Annotated in this window: 19 protein-coding genes; 13 read left to right on the forward strand and 6 right to left on the reverse strand. The window is 41.9% G+C overall.

Annotation, left to right across the window (positions count from 1 at the left end; translation table 11 throughout):
• Positions 1–205: 205 nt before the first annotated feature.
• The 5 genes from G5B30_RS05875 to G5B30_RS05895 all read left to right on the forward strand — a co-directional run bounded on the left by G5B30_RS05875 (position 206) and on the right by G5B30_RS05895 (position 7,875).
• Positions 206–3,124 carry an FAD-binding and (Fe-S)-binding domain-containing protein gene (locus G5B30_RS05875; RefSeq protein WP_165319036.1) on the forward strand — a complete coding sequence of 973 codons (2,919 nt, stop codon included), beginning with the start codon at positions 206–208 and terminating at the stop codon, positions 3,122–3,124.
• Between the two features lie 44 nt (positions 3,125–3,168).
• The gene (locus G5B30_RS05880; protein ID WP_165319037.1) at positions 3,169–3,798 is read left to right on the forward strand and encodes a hypothetical protein; all 630 of its coding nucleotides are present in this window, start codon (positions 3,169–3,171) and stop codon (positions 3,796–3,798) included.
• 122 nt (positions 3,799–3,920) lie between these two features.
• The gene (locus G5B30_RS05885; RefSeq protein ID WP_165319038.1) at positions 3,921–4,730 is read left to right on the forward strand and encodes an alpha/beta hydrolase; all 810 of its coding nucleotides are present in this window, start codon (positions 3,921–3,923) and stop codon (positions 4,728–4,730) included.
• 18 nt (positions 4,731–4,748) lie between these two features.
• Positions 4,749–7,067, forward strand: coding sequence for a carboxypeptidase-like regulatory domain-containing protein (locus G5B30_RS05890; RefSeq protein ID WP_165319039.1), 2,319 nt, complete (start codon positions 4,749–4,751; stop codon positions 7,065–7,067).
• 4 nt (positions 7,068–7,071) lie between these two features.
• The gene (locus tag G5B30_RS05895) at positions 7,072–7,875 is read left to right on the forward strand and encodes a DUF4249 domain-containing protein (protein ID WP_165319040.1); all 804 of its coding nucleotides are present in this window, start codon (positions 7,072–7,074) and stop codon (positions 7,873–7,875) included.
• On the opposite strand, the gene G5B30_RS05900 is transcribed toward G5B30_RS05895, so the two are convergent.
• A complete protein-coding gene (locus tag G5B30_RS05900) occupies positions 7,858–8,466 on the reverse strand; it encodes a polysaccharide deacetylase family protein (RefSeq protein ID WP_165319041.1) in 609 nt (202 codons plus the stop codon). The genes G5B30_RS05895 and G5B30_RS05900 overlap by 18 nt on opposite strands.
• A 42-nt stretch (positions 8,467–8,508) precedes the next feature.
• Between G5B30_RS05900 and G5B30_RS05905 the strand changes: the two genes are divergently transcribed.
• The 3 genes from G5B30_RS05905 to G5B30_RS05915 are packed head-to-tail and all read left to right on the forward strand — an operon-like array spanning position 8,509 to position 10,671.
• Positions 8,509–9,375 carry a helix-hairpin-helix domain-containing protein gene (locus tag G5B30_RS05905; RefSeq protein ID WP_165319042.1) on the forward strand — a complete coding sequence of 289 codons (867 nt, stop codon included), beginning with the start codon at positions 8,509–8,511 and terminating at the stop codon, positions 9,373–9,375.
• Positions 9,376–9,378: 3 nt separating this feature from the next.
• A complete protein-coding gene (locus G5B30_RS05910; protein ID WP_165319043.1) occupies positions 9,379–9,906 on the forward strand; it encodes an adenine phosphoribosyltransferase in 528 nt (175 codons plus the stop codon).
• Between the two features lie 6 nt (positions 9,907–9,912).
• Positions 9,913–10,671: a TerC family protein gene (locus tag G5B30_RS05915; protein ID WP_165319044.1), complete on the forward strand. Its 759-nt coding sequence runs from the start codon at positions 9,913–9,915 to the stop codon at positions 10,669–10,671.
• Positions 10,672–10,726: 55 nt separating this feature from the next.
• Here G5B30_RS05915 and dnaJ read toward each other — a convergent pair whose 3' ends face one another.
• From dnaJ to G5B30_RS05940, 5 genes are all read right to left on the reverse strand, one after another.
• A complete protein-coding gene (gene dnaJ / locus G5B30_RS05920; protein ID WP_165319165.1) occupies positions 10,727–11,875 on the reverse strand; it encodes a molecular chaperone DnaJ in 1,149 nt (382 codons plus the stop codon).
• Between the two features lie 10 nt (positions 11,876–11,885).
• A complete protein-coding gene (locus tag G5B30_RS05925; protein ID WP_165319045.1) occupies positions 11,886–12,401 on the reverse strand; it encodes a nucleotide exchange factor GrpE in 516 nt (171 codons plus the stop codon).
• A 193-nt stretch (positions 12,402–12,594) separates the two neighbouring features.
• The gene (locus tag G5B30_RS05930; protein WP_165319046.1) at positions 12,595–13,275 is read right to left on the reverse strand and encodes a cell division ATP-binding protein FtsE; all 681 of its coding nucleotides are present in this window, start codon (positions 13,273–13,275) and stop codon (positions 12,595–12,597) included.
• A gap of 1 nt (position 13,276) precedes the next feature.
• Positions 13,277–13,480: a fructose-6-phosphate aldolase gene (locus tag G5B30_RS05935; protein WP_165319047.1), complete on the reverse strand. Its 204-nt coding sequence runs from the start codon at positions 13,478–13,480 to the stop codon at positions 13,277–13,279.
• A 29-nt stretch (positions 13,481–13,509) separates the two neighbouring features.
• The gene (locus tag G5B30_RS05940; protein WP_317164326.1) at positions 13,510–14,532 is read right to left on the reverse strand and encodes an acyl-CoA reductase; all 1,023 of its coding nucleotides are present in this window, start codon (positions 14,530–14,532) and stop codon (positions 13,510–13,512) included.
• A gap of 163 nt (positions 14,533–14,695) precedes the next feature.
• Between G5B30_RS05940 and G5B30_RS05945 the strand changes: the two genes are divergently transcribed.
• The 5 genes from G5B30_RS05945 (at position 14,696) to G5B30_RS05965 (ending at position 21,287) form a co-directional block, all read left to right on the forward strand.
• On the forward strand, positions 14,696–15,046 hold the full coding sequence (locus tag G5B30_RS05945) for a 4Fe-4S dicluster domain-containing protein (protein ID WP_165319048.1): 351 nt from the start codon (positions 14,696–14,698) through the stop codon (positions 15,044–15,046).
• Positions 15,047–15,162: 116 nt separating this feature from the next.
• Positions 15,163–16,611, forward strand: a complete 1,449-nt coding sequence (locus G5B30_RS05950) for a dicarboxylate/amino acid:cation symporter (RefSeq protein ID WP_165319049.1) — start codon at positions 15,163–15,165, stop codon at positions 16,609–16,611.
• Positions 16,612–16,819: 208 nt separating this feature from the next.
• Positions 16,820–18,448: a beta-N-acetylhexosaminidase gene (locus G5B30_RS05955; RefSeq protein ID WP_165319050.1), complete on the forward strand. Its 1,629-nt coding sequence runs from the start codon at positions 16,820–16,822 to the stop codon at positions 18,446–18,448.
• Positions 18,449–18,458: 10 nt separating this feature from the next.
• Positions 18,459–19,961: an alpha-L-fucosidase gene (locus G5B30_RS05960; protein WP_165319051.1), complete on the forward strand. Its 1,503-nt coding sequence runs from the start codon at positions 18,459–18,461 to the stop codon at positions 19,959–19,961.
• 15 nt (positions 19,962–19,976) lie between these two features.
• On the forward strand, positions 19,977–21,287 hold the full coding sequence (locus G5B30_RS05965; RefSeq protein WP_165319052.1) for a sulfatase: 1,311 nt from the start codon (positions 19,977–19,979) through the stop codon (positions 21,285–21,287).
• The last annotated feature ends 3 nt before the right edge of the window (positions 21,288–21,290 follow it).

The raw sequence follows: 21,290 nt of genomic DNA on the forward strand, positions 1-21,290 counted from the left end.
CAAAATTAATATAATTATGAATATTGTTCAACATAATAGTGTAAAATACGAATATTATTCTGATATAAGTGTGTGGAATTCGTGTTGATTTAAGTAAGGGTCATTTTGACTATGGTAGTATTTTATGGATAATATAAAATATTGGATCGGAGTATCACAAATGCTAAAATTAATGGTTAGTTTTGTTGCTTTCAATCTAATCAATATGTCAGCGACCTTAGATAAACTATCGTCAACGTTAGCAGGTAAACTCTATTTTGATCCCCATAATCCAAAGCATAAGGCTAATCTCATTGCTTATTCTTCTGATGCCTCTGTATACCAGGAAGAACCTTTAGCCGTTGCTATTCCATACCATAAAGAAGACTTATTGCAACTTGTAGCTTATGCCAACAAAGAGGGTATAACCTTAATTCCGCGCACGGCCGGCACATCACTTGCAGGGCAGGTCGTAGGTCGTGGAATGGTTGTCGACGTTTCGAAACATTTTAATCAGATTATTGAGCTGAATGTAGAGGAACAGTGGGTGAAGGTGCAGCCCGGTGTCATTCGGGATGATCTGAATGCTTATCTAAAATCCTATGGCTTGATGTTCGGCCCAGAAACCTCCACCGCGAGCCGGGCCATGGTCGGGGGGATGATCGGTAATAATTCTTCGGGATTGCATTCCATTGTTTGGGGAGATACCCGCCAAAATCTCATTTCGGCCCAGGTGATACTCGACGATGGTTCGGAGGTCCTCTTTGAAGCACTTGATCCGCAGGCATTGTTTGCGAAGCTGGCTAAGAATGACCGGGAAGGCGAGATTTACCGCGCATTGAATACGTTGGTTACAGACGACGAGAATCGGCGTGTCATACAATCGGGTTATCCCAAAAAGAATATTACCCGGCGTAATACGGGGTATGCTTTGGATATCCTTGCGGAGGATATGAACGCATTTAATCTATGTCATATTCTGGCGGGTTCTGAGGGAACCTTGGGATTCATTACAGAAGCGAAGCTTAAACTAAGACCGCTGCCGCCGAAAGAGATCGGACTATTGTGTATTCATTTTTCGGATATGGTCGAATGTATGCATGGCAATGTCGTTGCTTTATCACATCGGCCCGAGGCATCGGAGTTGGTCGACAAATATATATTGGACTTTACGAAAGGTCATCCGACTTATCAGTACAACCGTTTCTTTATTGAGGGAGATCCGCAGGCCCTCCTTATGGTAGAGTTTCGTGCGGATACGGTGGAGGAGATAACCGCAAAAGCTTCTGCCTTGAAAGCTGACCTCATAGCCCGAGGATTGGGATATGCCTATCCTTGGATAACCGGCGCAAAAGAGACTGCATTAGTTTGGGATGTGCGGAAGGCTGGGTTGGGGTTAATACGTAACCTTCCGGGAGATCGGCAACCGGTTAACCTCATTGAAGATTGTGCAATAGACCCGTCAGATCTGCCCAATTATGTGGCCGATATACAACAACTATTACGCGACGAAGATGTACATGCTTCTTATTATGCACATGCCGGGGCAGGGGAATTGCATATCGAACCTTTTATTAATCTGAAGACTGCGGAAGGCAAACAGCAATTCCGTTCTATTCTCGAAAAGACGACGGACATTGTACTGAAATATAACGGTTCACTGAGTGGCGAGCATGGTGACGGCCGGTTGCGTGGCGAGTTTATCGGGAAGGTGCTCGGCGAACGAGTCTACGCACTGTTGCAACAGGTGAAAGCGATATTTGATCCCAAAGGGGTATTTAATGCGGGTAAGATTGTCGATACACCGCCCATGGACACCTCGTTGCGCTACGATCAGGTGACAGATGGAAAGACGATTCAGACTTATTTTGATTTTACAAAAGAGGAAAGCATATTGCGGCTTGCCGAAAAATGTTCAGGCTCTGGCGATTGTCGTAAAACAGAAGTCACTGGTGGTACGATGTGCCCGTCTTTTATGGCTACACGTGATGAAAAGGATACGACAAGGGCGCGTGCGAATATGTTACGTCAGTTTTTGACGAACTCCACCAAGCAGAACCGCTTTGACCATGAAGAAATCAAAGAAGTGATGGATTTGTGTTTGAGCTGTAAGGGTTGTAAGACGGAATGTCCGTCGAGTGTCGATGTGGCAAAAATGAAAGCCGAGTTCCTGCAGCATTATTATGATGCGAATGGTGCACCGTTCCGATCGAAACTGATTGCAAATTTTACGAAATCACAACAGCTGGGGTCTCTCGTTGCTCCGTTGTACAATTTTTTTGCACAGAATCCGGTATTCTCCACGTTGATCAAAAGAATCGTTGGTTTTGCACCTCAGCGTTCTTTACCGAAGGTGCACCATACCACGGTCAGAAAATGGTACGCGAAACAGCAGCAGATTGGAGATTTTAAGAAAAAAGTATACCTCTTTTGTGATGAGTTTACAAATTACAATGATACAGCAATCGGAATAACGGCCATAAAATTGTTGAACGCGTTGGGCTATCAGGTCATCATACCTGAACATGCCGAAAGTGGACGAACATATCTGTCTAAAGGCTTCGTCAAGGAAGCGATGAAGTTGGCTGACCGGAATGTTCGTGCATTGAGCCCACTAATCACGGAAGATACGCCATTGATCGGGATAGAACCTTCAGCTATTCTAACATTTAGAGATGAATACCTAACGTTGACGGATAAGGCACTTCGGGATGATGCTCAGCGGTTGGCAAAATATTCGTTTTTGATTGATGAGTTTATCGTGCAGGAGATAGCCAAAGGAAATATCCGGGAAGAACAGTTTACACAGGAGAGCAAGCATATTAAACTACACGGACATTGTTATCAAAAAGCCTTTCATTTGGTTGGATTCACGGAGAAGATGTTGTCGTTTCCGACAAATTACAAAGTGGAGGTTATTCCATCGGGCTGTTGTGGTATGGCGGGATCCTTTGGGTATGAGAAGGAGCATTACGACGTCTCCATGAAAGTAGCCGAACTGGTTTTGTTACCAAATTTGCGGCAAACTGACCAGGAGACGGTTGTGGCAGCAGGAGGTACTTCTTGCCGCCATCAGATCAAGGATGGTTTAGGGCGAATGTCGTTCCATCCGGCAGAAATTTTATATCATGCACTTGCCAAATAAAAATGTTATATTCGATGGTTGTTTTACATTTAAAACTATAAACCATGAAATTAAGAAAAACAGTATTGGGGTTGGCATTGGGAGCCGTTGTATTATACGGTTGCCAGAATAGTTCCACGAAGACAGGTGCTGCCGATAAACAGACACCGTCCATAGAGAAATTAACAAACTATCCTGAGGCGGATAAGCAACAGCTTTTTTTCCGGATGGTGGATGAGGTGCAGACCGATTCGTCCGTGATATATACCGTAAAGTCGACTTTTGAGGATGATACCGTTGGGTTAAAAGTAGAAGTGCTAAAAAACATTCAGCCCGGAATCAATGGTTCGGGGCAAGTAGATACCGACAAAGGGTTTGTCACAGGCGCTATTAAGTTGTCTTCAGCCGGGGAGATGTCCGATAATTTTGTAGAAGCACTCGGAAAAATGTTTAAACTCCCTAGCGAGGGAAAAATGACTTCTGCCGCGTTGCTACCTACCGTTTTTTCTTCGAACAAAGATAGTGTTGATCTGAGTAAAAATGGTACGTATAGCTTTAAATTATTTTTTGAAAACCAGCAAGGCGAACCTGCAGAAGTGTTTGCCAACTTAGATACGTACCGTAAATCTTTCGAAATGTCCGAAAAAGATTCGACGTTTCGTGTACAGTTGTTATCCGCTTTTGAGGGAAGGTAAGCTAAACTAAACTTCGTATACGTATATTCTTTATTGGAGTCTATAGAATAAAATCCTTATTTTTACACGCAAAGTAGTAAGTATTTTAACGCAAATTTGATCAATAAATGATATTTATACGTATGAAACATTTGTTTGGCAGTTTATTTTTACTGTTAATTGCAAGCCTATCGTTTGCAGCAAAGGTAGACACCGTAGAAGTCTATTCTGCTGCCATGAAAAAGAAAATAAAGACCGTTGTCATATCCCCGGAGAACAACAGTACCGACCGTATTCCGACTTTGTATTTGCTCCATGGTTTTGGAGGGAATTATTCCAACTGGGTGTTACGCGCACCTCATATCAAAAATTTGGTTGATCAATATAACTATAGAGTCGTGTGTCCTGACGGTGGGCATGGGAGCTGGTACTGGGATATTCCAGGCAATGCGGACTGGCAATACGAGACGTTTGTCAGCAAGGAACTTATTTCTTTCGTGGAACAAAATTACCCAGCGCGTCAGGATCGGAACGGCCGAGCGATTGCCGGATTAAGTATGGGTGGACATGGCGCATTGTATCTGGCTATTAATCACCAAGATACCTATGGTGCAGCTGGGAGTACAGCAGGTGGTGTGGATATTCGGCCTTTTCCGAATAACTGGGATATGGCCAAAAGACTGGGCCCTTATAGTGCTAATAAATCCATCTGGGAATCGCATACTGTCATGGAGCTGCTGCATCTTATCGAACCGAAGCAGTTAAAATTATTTATCGATTGTGGTACGGATGATTTCTTTTATGCCGTAAATCAAGAACTTCATAAAAAGTTGACTTATATGAATGTTCCGCATGCTTTTATGAGTATGCCGGGTAAACATAATTGGGACTATTGGAGACAATCTATCGTGTTTCAAATGGCCTTTTTTAATGATTTTTTTCATACTTCGTAGTATGCGGATGAGGCTCTCATGAGGTTGTTTCTCTTTTTTCTTTTTCTAATCTGTCATGGGACTACAGCGTTTGGTCAATCGCCTGTTCCTATTAGCGGGTATGTCAAAAGTGCCAGAAGCGGTGAGCTGTTGATAGGTGCTACTGTTGAGGCCGTAGGCGCTTCTATTAAAGTCAGTAGCAACAACTATGGTTATTTTGTGCTGGAGGTGCCTCCTTCGAGCAAGATGCTACGTGTGGGGTATTTAGGTTATGAAGACAAATTCGTACAGATCGACAGCATCAAAGCGAATCGCTTAAATATTGAGCTCATACCCTTGGACAATTTATTGGAGGAAGTAGTCGTCTCCGGAAAAAAGGAAAACACCAATGTGTCAAGTCCGCAGATGGGTGCTTTGGCTTTTACTATGGAGGAGGTGAAAAATATTCCTGTAGTGTTTGGGGAGAAAGATATATTGAAAACTATTCAACTGTTGCCCGGTGTGGGGAAAGGGGGAGAGGGCTCTTCTAATTTCTATGTCAGAGGTGGTGGAGGTGACCAAAATCTGATTTTGCTGGATGAAGCGACAGTCTACAATGCTTCCCATCTCATGGGCTTTTTTTCAACATTCAATTCGGATGCGATTAAGGAAATGGAGCTGTTTAAAGGAGGGATACCGGCACAGTATGGTGGACGGATATCTTCTGTTATTGATATCCACATGATGGATGGAAATAACAAGCGATTTGCAGCTGAGGGCGGTGTAGGTCTGATTGCTTCTAGACTGAAGTTGGAAGCGCCTATTGTTAAAGATAAAAGCTCTTTCATGATCAGTGGAAGGAGAACCTATGCTGACCTATTTCTGAAGCTTTCATCGGATGAAACGGTCAACCAAAGTAAGTTGTATTTCTACGATCTGAACGCGAAGATGAATTACCGCTTTGATGATAAAAATACCCTTTATCTGTCGGGGTATTTCGGAAAGGATGACTTGGGGTATGGCGATCTATTCAGTTTTGACTGGGGAAATGCAACGGCTACAGCGCGTTGGAATCGTGTCATTAATGACAAACTGTTTAGCAACACTTCATTGATTTATAGTGATTTTACCTATCATGTCGATGTATCCAGTGATGAAAGTGTTTTCCAGATAGCCTCTAAGATCGAAAACTTTAATCTGAAGGAAGATCTGACCTATTATGTCAACAATACGAACAAGATCCGTTTTGGTTTCGACGTTTTAAAACAACGCGTATCTCCCGCGAGTATAAATACCGAAGGCAATTCGTCCGTCAACTCGGTTGATATAGAAGCGCGTCAAGGCATCGAATTAGCCGCTTATGGTTCGCATGAATGGCAGCCGTTGCCGTGGTTATCGATGATTTATGGCCTGCGGATAACAGATTTTATGGTCGAAGGGCCGGGGACGTTTTATACTTTTGACGAGGAGGGTGATCCTATCGCAGAGCATCGCCATGATCGGGGGATAATTACCCATCATTTTAATCTTGAACCTCGTCTATCCTTATCGTTGTTATTGGACCGGCAACAAAGTATTAAAGCTTCTTTCAATCGAATTACCCAAAACCTGCATCAACTGACGAACACGACTTCCTCTTTACCAACCGATCAATACGTACTAAGTAGTATCAATATCAAACCGCAGTATGCCGACCAGGTAGCTTTGGGTTATTTTAGAAATTTCAATTCGAATGCATATGAAATGTCCGCTGAGGCGTTTTATAAATATATGGGCAATCAGATTGATTTTCGGAATGGAGCAGACTTGCAGGCCAATAAGTTTTTGGAAGGAGAGCTGTTGTTTGGACAAGGGAGGGCATATGGTCTGGAACTGTTCTTACGTAAAGTGAAAGGAAACTTCAATGGGTGGATAAGCTATACGCTTGCCAAGAGCGAGCGGCAGTTTGGCCAGATCAATGACGGCATGTGGTTTAATGCCCGACAAGATCGGACGCATGATATTTCCGTGGTTGGTTTGTATGAACTCAGTAAGAAATGGACGCTGGGCGCTACATTTGTCTATTATACCGGTAATGCCATTACCTTCCCCAGTGGGAAATATCAGGTTGATGGAAAGACGATGTTCTATTACACCGAACGAAACGGCTACCGTATGCCAGATTACCATCGTTTAGATTTGTCAGCGACCTATGAACCACGGAAAAGAGATGGACAGTTCGGTTCCAGTTGGTCCTTCGGGCTATATAATGCATATAATAGGAAGAATGCATATATCATCGATTTTAGGGAAAATGAGCATAATCCGAATGCTACTGAGGCCTATAAGGTAGCACTTTTTGGTGTCATTCCGTCGGTGACGTGGAATTTTAAATTTTAAGGCTATGAGGATTTCAATGTATTGGTTTTCCGCCTTTGTTTTTTTTGCAATTTCCTGCGAAGAGATCATCCATGTAGATCTGAATACGGGTAATCCGCGTTATGTTATAGAAGCCGATTTAAACAATCTGTCCAACGAACAGACGATACGCATCTCTCAAACTGTATCGTTTGATAATGACCAGCCAAGTAAACCTGTGGATGAAGCAGAGGTCATGGTCATCGGAGACCGAGGTCGGATTTATTCTTTTATTTCGACTGGAGCCGGGAATTATAAAAATATGAATTTTACGCCTACACCGAACAATGATTATCAGTTGTTGGTGCGAATAGATGGTGAAGAGTTTACGGCCAGAGAGACGATGCGGGAACTGGTTGATGTAGATTCTATAGGTTCCTTGGAAGAAACCATATTTAACGAAATCAATTATTCGGTGCTTATCAAGTTCTCAGACCCGCCGCATCAGGACAATTATTACAAGTATCTTGTTTCCCTAAATCAACAACCCTTCAAATTCTTACAGGCTTTCAGTGATAAATATAATGACGGACTGTATGTTACCCATCAATTATCTGACTTTAATAAACCCTTTGCATTAGGAGATTCTGTTCTCATCCGGCGGCAGATGATCAGCAAACCGGTTTATGACTATTGGAATCAGATACAAATGTTGAATCCGGGAAGCGCCGCTCCCGGTAATCCGAAATCGAACATCTCTAACGGAGCATTTGGTTACTTCAGCGTGAGTAATACCAAGGAATACGGTATCACCATACGCGAATACACCCCATTAAAGTTGGGAGAATAAAAACCCTTCCTTACGCCATTTATCGAGCGCTAATGGGAGGGCATATTTTAATCGCGGAAAAGCTTTGATGTTGTCGTGAAAAACAATAATCGATCCGTTTGTACTGTTGTTGATCACATTTTCATAACATTTTTCGGGGGATATGTGTGTATCATAATCGTAAGATAAAACATCGCAGTAAATAATGTCATAGTAGTCATGGAGGTGACGAAGCTGTCTCCGTTTTGCCTGTAGATATGGGGGACGAAATAAATGTGTGCCCGTAAGTGTGTTGCATTTTTGAATATTGTCATAATAAATCTGATCCGGATGATGCCATCCACTTAAGTGATTGAACGTGTGATTGCCGATCTGATGTCCCTCACGCTTTATGCGCTCAAAGATATCCGGATATCGCTCAACGTTTTCGCCTACACAAAAGAAAGTAGCTTTTGCGTCGTATTGTGCGAGCACATCTAATATCCAGGGTGTGATCTCCGGAATAGGCCCGTCATCAAACGTCAGATAGAGTACCTTCTCTTTTCGGGACTTATGCCAAGTCACTTGTGGATATATCCAATGCAGAAAAAATGGAGGTTTCACAAAATTCATCTTGCAATATTAAATTTTATTCTGCAAATTTAAATAAATTTCATGAAAAGATTTTTTACCTATTTCGGATTTACCAAAGCGGAGAGAAGAGGTTTTTCTGTTCTTGTTCTGCTGATTTTTAGCATGTTTCTTCTTTCTGCGGGGTATGGCTATTTGAAAAAAGAACGGGCGATGACCTACAGGCTCGTTTATTTGGAAAATAATGTGGAAGAAACTCCCAGCTTGACAGCGTTTGATCCGAATAACCTCGCTGTTGAACAATGGAAGGATATGGGCTTTTCAGAAAAGCAGATTGCAGTCATTAAAAATTACGAAGCCAAGGGAGGAAAGTTTTATAAAAAAGAAGATGTGGCTAAAATATATTCCATATCGAACGAAGAGTATGCCCGGATTGAACCCTATATCGTGATTAAAGGAGAGAATAAGGAGCGACCTATGGTGTATAGGAAATCTGCTGCTCAGAAGAAAGATCAAAAAGAGAAGAAAAAGCGGATAAAAGAAATTGTACATATCGAACGGATTGATATTAACGGATCAGACACGACAGATCTAAAAACACTCCGAGGTATAGGGTCCGTGTTGGCAAAACGTGTTGTGAAATACCGTGATGCTTTAGGTGGGTTTCATGCCATATCTCAGATTGGAGAGGTGTATGGCATCTCTGAAGAGGTTTTTCAGATGATCCGACCGCAGCTCCAAGTAGGCGAAAACGGGGTGAAAAAGTTGCATCTGAATACGTGCACAAAACAACAGTTGGCCCGGCATCCCTATATTTCTTATAAGCAGGCTTCTCTTCTTGTTAATTACAGGACGCAACACGGACCGTTTGCCGATTTGGAAGATTTGCAAAATATTTCTGTGCTTGGTGATGATTTTTTTCGTAAAATTGAGCCTTATATTCAATTTTAATAGATGCTTATAGACAAACTTCGTTCAACCATTCGCGATATTCCCGATTTTCCGCAGCCCGGCATCGTGTTTAAGGATATCACGCCTATATTGAAAGATCCTGAATTATGCAACGCTATCGTAGAAGAATTTGCTAGCCAATTGGACGGTATAGCTATTGATGTTGTTGCAGGGATCGAGAGCCGAGGTTTTTTATTTGGATTGATGCTGGCATCACGTTTAGGTCTTCCCTTTGTGCCTATCCGCAAGCAGGGAAAACTACCGTACCAAACTATTGCTGAAGGTTATAAGCTGGAATATGGACAGGCTATTATTGAAGTGCATGCCGATGCCTTCGAGAAGGGTGACAAGGTGCTGATACACGATGATCTGTTAGCAACAGGAGGCACCGTTGTTGCCGCTTCCAAGTTGGTGGAACGTACAGGAGCTCAAGTTGCAGGCTTTTCTTTTTTGATAAGTCTGGATTTCTTACATGCAAAAAGCCGTCTTAGGCGGTTTAGTGAAGATATTATTACATTGATAAATTATTAGTTTTTTATGGATTGGTTATTAGACCCTCAGATTTGGATTTCCTTTTTAACATTGACAGTTTTAGAAATTGTCCTAGGTATCGATAATATTGTTTTTATCTCTATACAAAGTGCAAAGTTACCTGTCGCGCAACAGAAGAAGGCGCGTAGGATAGGACTTGTCCTCGCTTTAGTGATGCGTGTTGCTTTGCTGTTCTCCATAAAATGGGTCATGGGGCTCACGGCACCGCTAATAGATTTCACGACATGGTTCAATATCACGAATCAAAAAGTTGCCCAATATCTGATATTGTCGGGGAGAGATTTGATTCTATTTGTAGGTGGACTTTTTCTGATCTACAAGAGTACGACAGAAATCCACCATAAAGTAGAGGGGCACATTGACGTTAGTACCTTAGGTAAAAGAGTAGTCTCTTTTACAAACGTAATCATACAGATATTAATATTAGACATCGTGTTTTCTTTAGATTCGGTTATTACCGCTGTAGGTATGGTCGATCAGATCGGCGTTATGATCGCTGCTGTAATTGTTGCTGTAGGTATTATGTTGATCTCTGCGGAATCCATTAGTAAGTTTGTCAATGACTACCCTTCTGTAAAGATGTTGGCTTTAGCATTTTTGTTGTTAATCGGAGTTTCTTTAACAGCGGAAGCCTTCGATCAACATATTCCCAAAGGATATATTTACTTTGCGATGGCGTTTTCGGTGTTAGTTGAATTTCTAAATATTCGTTCCGAAAAGAAAGCTTTGAAGAAGTTGCAATAAAGCGAGAAAGGGGCGATGGCCCCTTTCTGTTTATTCGAGATATTTTTGATGCGTTTTATTCGAAATACTCTTTGATACGTTCGAAAAACGATTTCTCGCTTTTACCCGGTTGGGGTTTGAAGTTTGCTGAACCTTTAAGTTGTTCCAAAATTTCTCTTTCTTCAGCAGAGACCGCTTTGGGTGTCCAAACATTCACGTAAACCAGTTGATCTCCTTTGTGGTAGGAATTGACTTCAGGAATACCTTTACCTTTTAGGCGCAGTATTTTGCCACCTTGCGTTCCTGGCTCAATTTTTATTTTAGCCTTTCCATCAATTGTCGGGATTTCTACACTTGTTCCCAGAGCCGCATCTGCAAAGTTGATGTATAGGTCGTATATAACATTTATACCGTCTCTTTTAAGCGACTCATGCGGGACTTCCTCCACTAAGATAATGAGATCCCCTGGGATACCTCCACGAGGTGCAGCGTTCCCTTTGCCGCTCATGGACAACTGCATGCCTTCACTCACGCCCGCAGGAATGTTGATAGATAAGGTCTCTTCGCCGCGAACCAAGCCCTCACCCTTACAAGATGTGCACTTTGCCGTGACTTCCACTCCCTCACCGTTACAAGCAGGGCAAGTGCTGGTTGTCTGCATTTGGCCTAAAATAGTATTAGTGACCCGTCGTACCGAACCACTTCCCCCACATGTTGAACAGGTGTGATAGGATGACTTATCTTTTGCGCCCGTGCCATCACAAGTTGTACAGTGAACTAATTTATTAACCTTAACTTTCTTCTCTACTCCCTTGGCGATTTCGGCCAATGTGAGTTTTACTTTGATGCGAAGGTTAGAGCCTTTCTGTACACGACGTCCTCCCCGGGAACGGCCGCCGCCGCCAAAAAAACTTTCAAATGGGCTGCCGCCACCAAAGATATCCCCAAACTGGCTGAAGATATCTTCCATGTTCATGCCGCCGCCGCCAAACCCTGATGCTGAATTTCCGGCATGACCAAATTGGTCATAACGCGCCTTTTTATCCGGATTGCTTAATATCTCATAAGCTTCCGCAGCTTCCTTAAAGTTTTCTTCGGCTTCTTTATCACCCGGATTTTTATCAGGATGATATTTGATAGCTAACTTGCGATAAGCCGATTTTATTTCGGCTGCCTCAGCTTGGCGTGGAACGCCCAGAACGTCATAATAATCTCTTTTTGACATGTTATACGACTTATTTTCCAATCACTACCTTCGCGAAACGAATGACCTTGTCATTCAACAGGTATCCTTTTTCTACGACGTCAATTACCGTGTTTTTTTGTTCTTCGGATGAAGCAGGTATAGTTGTTATGGCTTCCTGAAAATCTGCATCAAATGGCTGGCCGATGACATTCATTTCTTTTAATCCCTCTTGTTCCAAAAGCTTCCTGAATTTCGTATTGACCAGCTCGATGCCCGTTTTTACACTTTCTACATCTTGTGCGGAGGCCATGGCAGTCAATGCCCTGTCCAGATCGTCTAAAACAGGTAGCAGTTTTGAAATCACTCCTTGACCCGCCGTCTGAATGAGCTCAATACGCTCCTTAGTTGTTCTCTTTTTATAATTATCAAACTCAGCAAATAAGCGGGTGTATTTGTCGTTTGCTTCCGCCAGCTGTTGATTAAGAATTTCTTCTGTAGAAAGCTCCGTTTCCGAAGCATTCGTCTGTTCCAGATTTTCCTCTTGCGTGTTTTCTTGTTCGTTCATCTTCACCCTATTTTTATTTTCAATCTCTTATTTATATCTATTCACCCCAAAACTGGGACGATATTACGATCATATACCTGCAACTTTGTAACCTCTTAGCAACAATTTTGCCATTATAAAATATCCGACACCTTGTCAGTATTTCCGAAGGAAACACCTACAAAATGTCGGATTGAAATGTTGTATGTCAGCTTTAAATACTTACTTTGTCATGTAGTGCGCCATCCGCAGTTTTGATAATCCGGGCCGGCATATTGCGGATGATTTGATAATCATGTGTTGCCATGAGTATCGCCGTACCTGCAGCTGCAATATCCCGAAGTAACAATACGATTTCTTCCGAAGTTGCAGGATCCAGGTTACCCGTAGGTTCATCCGCTAAGATGATTTCCGGATCATTTAGTAATGCCCTTGCAATCACAATACGTTGCTGCTCACCGCCCGAAAGTTCATGCGGCATTTTGGTCAGCTTAGAACGGAGCCCAACTTTCTCCAAAACATCCAAGATTCGATTTTCGATCAATCCTTTATCTGTCCAGCCCGTTGCCTTCAGTGCGAACTCTAAGTTTTTTTGTATACTACGGTCATTTAAGAGATGAAAGTCCTGAAATACAATGCCCAGTTTCCGACGTAGGAAGGGAACCTCATTTTCTCGCAATTTCTTTAAATCGAACCCTGCAACAAGGCCTTCACCGTTAGCAATATACAGATCGCCATAAATAATCTTAAGTAGACTGCTTTTTCCACTTCCGGACTGGCCAATAAGGTATAAAAATTCCCCTTTAGCAATTTCCAGATTGACATGTGATAAAACCAAATGTTTCTGTTGGAATATATCTACGTTTTTAAGTCGTATTACAATATTTTCTACCATTTTAGATATCTATTTTCTTAATTTGACCAAACGGAAGGTCTTTGACGATCTGCATGATGTATTCGGTCTTGTCAGCTAACCCAATTTTATCCAGGGATTTATCAGGTCGATCTACCCTAAAATATGCCAATAGAGTAAAAGTGTCGTCGCGCAATTGTACGTAGTCAGGGATTTTGGCAACGCCTTTTACTTTGATGACATACATGATAACAAAGTTAGAATTTTTCTGACTATTTAACGATTTTTATATAAAAACTCAAGTGTGTTGACGCCATCTGCATAGTCACCAAGGGTGGGGCACTGACTTTCACCAGGCAACACGCACGGGACTTCGATGGCCAAATCATTTTTGCACACTACACATTGGATTAATTCTTTCTCAAGGTTGATACGATCGACGACATCTTTTAAATCCTTGTATTCCTCATAATGTAAAACCGCCAATGGAGATGTTAACGAAGTGTCTTCTTTTAACAAAAGAAAGCCATTGTCATAATGCTTGTTTTTATTAATGAGATATACCGATTTATTATAATCATAGTTGTTGTTGTATTTAAAATGATCCTTTAGGTCGCTTTTTTCCTCTATAGCCTCAAAAAATAGAGAAATATTGTATCCTTCGGGAAAATACAATTTAGAGACAGATCTACATCCCAACCCAAAATAATCAAAAATGTCGTTACCCAGGAGAACCAGTTCCTCTTTAGTTTCCATTCCTGTCAGCACAGCTATCGAGTTTCTGTTTTTGCGGATAATATGCGGTTTTTTGCCAAAATAGTATTCGAAATAGCGGGCGGAGTTATTGGATCCGGTTGCGATTGTCAAATCATAACCCCCTAATTTCTCTACAAATTGAATTTGCTCTTGAAAGGCAGGTTCAATTTGGACAAGTTGTTGGAGTACATATTCCGTCAAACCAGCGTCATCCGACGAGACTTTTATCTTCGCCGTGAAACCCATTACCAAGGTACAAAGTATATCATGAAATCCTACAAGTGGGAGATTGCCTGGCAGAATCAATCCTACCGATTTGTCCGTTGTGAAATTGGGGTACGGTTCCAACCATCGTGTCAGTTTATCTTCAGTGAGGTTGATTGCAAGGGCATGAAACTGTTTTTCTATATTTTCAGCAGTGTACCAAGGGTTCCGGTTCTGCGTACCGACAACAAACTCCATCGTTTCCAAATCCCTTTTTTCAAACCATTTACCGAGTTTAGCAAATGCCAGTATACGTTGTTCCCGTGTCAAAATATTCAATTTAGAATTGTTCTGATAATTATTTACTTTATCTTTGCAGTGTCATATAAGGAGAAATTCTACTAGATTTGTATACTTTTTTTATGAAAGTAAAAAATCAATATCTACCTTTGGACTACAAAAATAGTTTAATTATTATATTATTATAATTGCGAGGTTATAAATGGCAATAAAAATTACAGACGAATGCATTAACTGCGGGGCTTGCGAGCCGGAATGCCCAAATAATGCAATATACGATGCGGGTGTGCCATGGCGGTTTTCTGACGGGACGGCTTTGAGTGGCGTGATTGATTTTGGAGAAGGTGTGACCATAGATGCTTCGGCTCCCCAGGAGGCAATTTCGAACGAGGTATATTATATTGTATCCGATAAATGTACCGAGTGCGTAGGTTTCCATGATGAGCCTCAATGTGCCGCAGTATGTCCGGTAGATTGTTGTATAGAAGATGAGGATATTGTTGAATCGGAAGAAGAATTGCTAGCTAAAAAGGCATGGTTACATGCCGAATAGATTTTTAGTTCATTTATTATTTAAAAAGCCCGGATTTTCCGGGCTTTTTTGTTGTGTTATAAACCAATTTTTATACTTTTGTTGCACTAAAATAAATAAGTAAATCTAAATCTATAATGTCTAAGAGGAATATTAGCCTAGTCACCCTTATCACGATTACATTAGCAGCGATAATTACGTTATTTTATGAATTTGATATTTTAGGGGTTTCACCTACGGTCATGTTTGGTGTCCGTTGGATCACCGCCATAGTATTAGTGTTGAATGCCGTTATGCGAAAGAATTTGACCACATGGATATTAACGTGTCTGGTACTTGGTGTCTTTGTAGGATTAGACTTTCCGGATCTGGCGATTTCTTTACATCCGCTTAGCCAAGGCTTTATTAAGTTGGTAAAGACTATTGTTGGCCCTATTTTATTTGCAACATTGGTCTTTGGAATTGCAGGCCACTCTGATCTGAAGTCCGTTGGTCGTATGGCCTGGAAATCGATGTTGTACTTCTTTAGTGCAACGACATGTGCCATTTTTATCGGCTTGATCGTGATCAATATCACAAAAGCGGGAGTAGGCGTTGATATTGAACACATGCCTCATGAAGAATTGCCACAGACCTCAGCAGTGAGTGATACGGACCAAAAGGTTTTGTCGCATATCTCGGAAGACGTCCATTGGATTTATAAGTTCAATACATTTATTCGTGATTCCTTTCCGGAGAACTTCGTGAAATCCGTGCATGAAAATAAAGTTTTACAGATTGTTATTTTTGGTGTGATCTTCGGGATAGGTTTAGCAATGGTTGATGAGAAAAAACGAAAGCCACTGATTGATTTTACGGAGAGCTTATCCGAAGCCATGTTCAAGTTCACCCATCTGGTCATGCTGTTCGCACCGATAGGTGTGGGAGCAGCGATGGCGTATACCGTGGGTCATTTGGGGGTCGATATTCTCAAAAATCTGTTTATGCTCTTAATGAGCTTATATATTGCCTTACTCGCATTTTTATTCCTTGTATTGATGCCAGTAGCCCTGTATTTAAAAATACCGATTAGAAAGTTTATTACAGCAGTCAAAGAGCCGGTTTCCATCGCTTTCGCAACGACAAGCTCAGATGCCGCGTTGCCGAAGGCAATGGAAAATATGGAGAAATTTGGTGTTCCGAGAAAGATCGTTTCTTTTGTGATCCCAACGGGCTATAGCTTCAATTTGGATGGTACATCGCTATATTTATCCTTAGCCTCCATCTTTGTAGCACAAGCCGCTGGTATGCATTTGGATATAGGACAGCAATTGTTAATTGCTTTCACTTTAATGATAACTTCGAAAGGCGTAGCTGCTGTTCCCCGTGCCTCGTTAATTGTATTGATCGCGACAGCGGATCAATTCGGTCTGCCTACCTTTGTTATTGCAGCGATATTAGGAATCGATGAGCTAATGGATATGGCCCGTACTTCGGTGAATGTCATCGGTAACTGTCTGGCAACGGTCGTAGTTGCCAAATGGGAAGGCGAATTTGATGATCAGGCCCCCTTTAGCGAATCTTTTCAAGAAGAAGTAACGGGTTAGCATCTAATATATAGAAATGAAGATTAAAAGGGCCTCTTAATAAGAGGCTTTTTTTATTTGTAACAAAAAACACACTCAATCGTTTTCGGTGTTTATGCAAACGATTGAGTGGCTGACGCCGCCCTTGTTATTCTATTATTTGAGTAGTTTTAGACAGTAAAGATTGTTTGTAATTAAGTTCATAACTTTATACAAAAGCAATACATATATGATAAACCTGAATTTTTTAGTTACACTTTTCGCCACCTTTGCTTTATGGGGGAGCTCGAAATTAGCTTCTGCCCAGCATATCGGCATCATTCCACAACCTCAATCTGTTACCCTGGAAAAAGATTCACTCGTCTTTAAAGGATCCTTAAATATAGCAGGTGCCGAAAATGTCTCCGTAACGACATTGCAATATTTAAGAACGAACCTGTTGAACCGCTTTCAGTTTTATACGCGGCATCATAATACCGAATCATCCGTTATCGTTTTTAAACAGATAAATCGGGGCAAAGATAAGACGAATGATGAGTACTATGAGTTGACTGTCGATCAGAAGGGTATAACGGTTTATGCAGCAAGTGAAAAAGGTTATTTTAATGCTGTCAGCAGTCTATTACAGCTGTTTCACTTTTACCACAGCAAGGCCGGAATCAAGGTCCCCTATATGACCATCAAAGATAGCCCCGCATATGCTTGGAGAGGGTTTATGCTGGATGAATCCCGTCATTTTTTTGGAAAGGAAAAGGTGAAACAGCTTCTGGATTGGATGGCGTATTACAAGCTTAATAAGTTTCATTGGCATTTGACAGACGAACCAGCCTGGCGGATGGAAATTAAACAATACCCGTTTCTGACATTAGTGGGTGGGGTCGGCAACTATCTCAATCCATTGGCGCCAGCAAAATATTATACACAGGCCGAAATTGCTGAAATCGTAGCGTATGCAGGGGCGAGGCAGATTGAAGTAATCCCCGAAATAGATATGCCTGGGCATGCAACAGCGGCCAATAGAGCCTATCCGCAATTTAGTGGCGGTGGGACAAAAGATCATCCTGATTTCACCTTCCATCCCGGAAAAGAGGGAACATACACGTATTTAGCCAACATTCTGAAGGAAGTTCACATTCTTTTTCCAAGTCATATGATTCATCTGGGTGGAGATGAGGTCGCTTTCGGAAGTAAAGCCTGGGATCAGGATGAGGATGTCCAACGATTGAAACAAAAATTCGGATATAGCACAAACAAAGAAGTCGAAGCTTATTTCATGCGTCGTATGGCAGACAGTTTATATCACCTCGGTGCGAAGCTTTTGGTGTGGGACGAAATGGCAGAAGTCGGACTTCCGAAAGACAAAACTATTCAATATTGGTGGAGGCACGACAAAGTTTCTCAATTGGAGCTATGCCTGAAAAATGGCTATGCCACCGTGCTTTGCCCACGACTTCCTTTCTATTTTGACTTTGTACAAGATGAGAGTCACCGTTTCGGTAGAAAATGGAATAAAGATTTTAATGGGTTGGAGCGTGTCTATAATTATGATCCGGAGATCTATAAGGCGAAGGAACTTTATGAAGGGCAGATACTGGGTATGCAGGCCAATTTATGGACAGAGCGTATACACAATGAACAGCGTTTTGATTTTATGGTTTTTCCACGGATAGCCGCATTGGCAGAAGTTGCCTGGACGAAAAAAGATCGTAAGGATTACGAGAACTTCAAGACGGTGTTAAAAAAACATATCCAACTTTATCAATCAGACGGTATCTACTATTACGACCCTTTTAAAAATACGAACAGCGAACCTAAAGTTCAGGTTTCCAAACAGCAATATATCGATAACCCCGAATAAGATTAATCAGATGAGAAGTTTACTAAAATATACATTGATGGCTACTGCGGTAGTCGTCGGGACACAAGCAGTGCAGGCCCAGTGGACGGGACCCAAAAAGAAACCGGAGACCCAGATCGAGTTGAAATACGGTCCCATCACACCTCCACATCGTACGGATGTGAATATGGAGGCCTTTCGGAATTATGGTTTAGGTCAATTTATCCATTGGGGTGTATACGCCATTCCTGGAAATGAATGGAATGGTGTAAGCGCCCGGGGTGGTGCCGCAGCATCAGAGTGGATCCGTGCCTGGGGTGGACCAAACAGACCGGAGAATTGGGCCAACATATACGACAATCTTTATAAGCAGTTTAACCCGAAAGATTTCGATGCGAAACGTTGGGCGAGACAGACAAAAGAAATGGGAGCGAAGTACATGATCTTTACGACAAAACATCACGATGGATTTGCCCTGTGGCCTACGAAGTATTCCGATTACAATATCACCAAATCGCCTTATAAAAAGGATATCGTCAAAGAAGTGGTCGACGCCTATACGGCTGAAGGAATTGACGTGTACCTGTATTTTTCGGTTTTGGAATGGAATAACCCGAACTATATGGGGAAAGCACCGAAGACAGCAGAAGAAAAGCAACGATTTGATAAATTTTTGCAATATACCCGTAATCAGTTGTTAGAGCTGCTTGAAAATTATCCAGCGATAAAAGGTTTTTGGTTTGATGGAACATGGGATGCTTCCTGGAAGGGCGCTTATGATTTTACGTATAAGTTAGAGAAAGAACTTCGCGAGAAACACCCGGGATTGGTAATAGGCTCACGATTCCGTAATGATGAGCATGGTGCGCGGCATTTTGATTCGAACGGGCGTTTATTGGGTGATTATGAGCAAGGTTGGGAAAGAAAATTACCTCAACAGTTCGAATGGTTGGACGGAAATGATTGGGATGCCGTGATGACCATACCGCCGAATGGTTGGGGCTATATGAAAGATTGGTCAGGGCTGTATACGAAAACCACAGATGATATTTTGGATATGCTGATGCATTCGGTATCGATGAACGGTAATCTGGTGCTGAACTTTGGGCCCGATGGCGATGGTAATATGCATCCGGGTGAAGACAAGCTTGCCGAGGAGATCGGCGCATGGATGAAAGTAAACAGCGAAGCTGTATATGGGGTTAGGCATGCTGACTTACCGGTGTCCAAATTAGGTTATTATACCAAAAAAGATAGTATTTTGTATTTAACGGTCTTTAATCGGCCGGTGAACAATATTGCACGTATTGCGATTGCCAAGAAAGCTAAGACGGTTCCCGTGTCAGCAACAATTTTGGGTACAACAACGAAGCTGGAAGTGAAGCACTCCGATATTGGTCTGGACTTGGATAAGAATACGTATTATGATGTGATACTCCCGGATGATTATAAAAGTACACGTGCTTTTGTCATTAAAATACAGCTGAATGCACCGCAATCCAAGTCAGAAAAACTGATGGATGCAAAAATGTAGTTAATAAGCTAAATCATGAAAAGGATTGTTTTTGTTTTTTTTCTCCAACTTTTGGTAATAGGATTATATGCGCAAGAACGGCCTAATATTATCATCATATATGCCGATGATATGGGCTATGGCGACCTGGGTATCAATGGTCATCCCAATATCCGGACACCTCATTTGGATAGGATGACAATGGAAGGTGTGCGGTTTACGAATTATTATTCAGCATCCCCCGCATGCACGGCAAGCCGATATGCCCTTTTAACGGGTAAATATCCGTCGCGAGCGGGTTTTCGATGGGTACTAAGTCCCAAGGCTACTCGAGGTATACATGCTAAAGAACATCTGTTGCCCGAATACCTGAAAGAGGCCGGTTATCGAACAGCGATATTCGGAAAGTGGCATTTGGGATCGACAAAACAATCTTATTTTCCAACGGCAAATGGGTTTGACGAATACGTCGGTCTACCTTATAGTAACGATATGATACCGCCGAAATACCCTGATATTGCTTTATTACACGGTGTAGATACGTTGGAGACGAATCCGGATCAATCAAAATTAACGAAGCTTTATACCGATAAAGCAATAGCCTATATCAAATCGAACAAAAAACAGCCTTTTTTTGTGTATATACCCTATGCTATGCCGCACACACCCTTATTTCCGGGTGCTGCATTTGCCGGTAAATCCAAAAGAGGAACATATGGTGATGTCGTGGAAGAACTGGACCACTATGTAGGGCAATTGATGTCGTTTTTGAAGAAGGAAAAACTGGACAAGAAAACCTATGTTATTTTTACCTCCGATAATGGTCCATGGCTTACCCAAAATGTCCGGGGCGGATCTGCGGGCCTGTTCCGCGATGGTAAAGGTAGCACCTGGGAAGGTGGTATGCGTGAACCGTTTATCGTATGGGGGCATCGTTCTTTGCCGAAAGGATCCGTTGTCCATGAGGTTTTTACCGCATTAGATATCTTACCCACGATGTTAGAAAAAGCAGGAATAGATACATTTGTAAATCCAATTGATGGTCAGAATTTGGGGAACCTGCTTACAAACAGTGGGAAAGGGAGGGATGTGTTCTTCTATTTCGGCCTTAACCACGAGCTGTTTGCTGTTCGAAAGGGAAAATGGAAATTGCATGTAAAAACCTATAGCCAGCTGGGAAAAGATTATTTTCAAGGTACTTTGCCTCTTTTGTTTAATCTGGATGAAGACCCTTCTGAGAAGTATAATGTTGCTTCTGAACACACAACTATTGTAGAAGAACTAACGCAATTGATTCAGGAGAAGAAAGACGAAATAAAATCCACCGGCACGTTTTGGGATCAGTAACTA

Origin of the sequence: Sphingobacterium sp. SGG-5 (genome assembly GCF_011043525.1) — a bacterium.
Classification (GTDB): Bacteria; Bacteroidota; Bacteroidia; order Sphingobacteriales; family Sphingobacteriaceae; genus Sphingobacterium.

Coding starts and splice junctions, on each gene's coding strand:
- G5B30_RS05960 (WP_165319051.1), top strand. CDS start 18,459: ATGAGAAGTTTACTAAAATATACATTGATGGCTACTGCGGTAGTCGTC.
- G5B30_RS05890 (WP_165319039.1), top strand. CDS start 4,749: ATGAGGTTGTTTCTCTTTTTTCTTTTTCTAATCTGTCATGGGACTACA.
- G5B30_RS05885 (WP_165319038.1), top strand. CDS start 3,921: ATGAAACATTTGTTTGGCAGTTTATTTTTACTGTTAATTGCAAGCCTA.
- G5B30_RS05965 (WP_165319052.1), top strand. CDS start 19,977: ATGAAAAGGATTGTTTTTGTTTTTTTTCTCCAACTTTTGGTAATAGGA.
- G5B30_RS05955 (WP_165319050.1), top strand. CDS start 16,820: ATGATAAACCTGAATTTTTTAGTTACACTTTTCGCCACCTTTGCTTTA.
- G5B30_RS05915 (WP_165319044.1), top strand. CDS start 9,913: ATGGATTGGTTATTAGACCCTCAGATTTGGATTTCCTTTTTAACATTG.
- G5B30_RS05910 (WP_165319043.1), top strand. CDS start 9,379: ATGCTTATAGACAAACTTCGTTCAACCATTCGCGATATTCCCGATTTT.
- G5B30_RS05875 (WP_165319036.1), top strand. CDS start 206: ATGTCAGCGACCTTAGATAAACTATCGTCAACGTTAGCAGGTAAACTC.
- G5B30_RS05880 (WP_165319037.1), top strand. CDS start 3,169: ATGAAATTAAGAAAAACAGTATTGGGGTTGGCATTGGGAGCCGTTGTA.
- G5B30_RS05945 (WP_165319048.1), top strand. CDS start 14,696: ATGGCAATAAAAATTACAGACGAATGCATTAACTGCGGGGCTTGCGAG.
- G5B30_RS05895 (WP_165319040.1), top strand. CDS start 7,072: ATGAGGATTTCAATGTATTGGTTTTCCGCCTTTGTTTTTTTTGCAATT.
- G5B30_RS05905 (WP_165319042.1), top strand. CDS start 8,509: ATGAAAAGATTTTTTACCTATTTCGGATTTACCAAAGCGGAGAGAAGA.
- G5B30_RS05925 (WP_165319045.1), bottom strand. CDS start 12,401: ATGAACGAACAAGAAAACACGCAAGAGGAAAATCTGGAACAGACGAAT.
- G5B30_RS05900 (WP_165319041.1), bottom strand. CDS start 8,466: ATGAATTTTGTGAAACCTCCATTTTTTCTGCATTGGATATATCCACAA.
- G5B30_RS05930 (WP_165319046.1), bottom strand. CDS start 13,275: ATGGTAGAAAATATTGTAATACGACTTAAAAACGTAGATATATTCCAA.
- G5B30_RS05950 (WP_165319049.1), top strand. CDS start 15,163: ATGTCTAAGAGGAATATTAGCCTAGTCACCCTTATCACGATTACATTA.
- G5B30_RS05935 (WP_165319047.1), bottom strand. CDS start 13,480: ATGTATGTCATCAAAGTAAAAGGCGTTGCCAAAATCCCTGACTACGTA.
- dnaJ (WP_165319165.1), bottom strand. CDS start 11,875: ATGTCAAAAAGAGATTATTATGACGTTCTGGGCGTTCCACGCCAAGCT.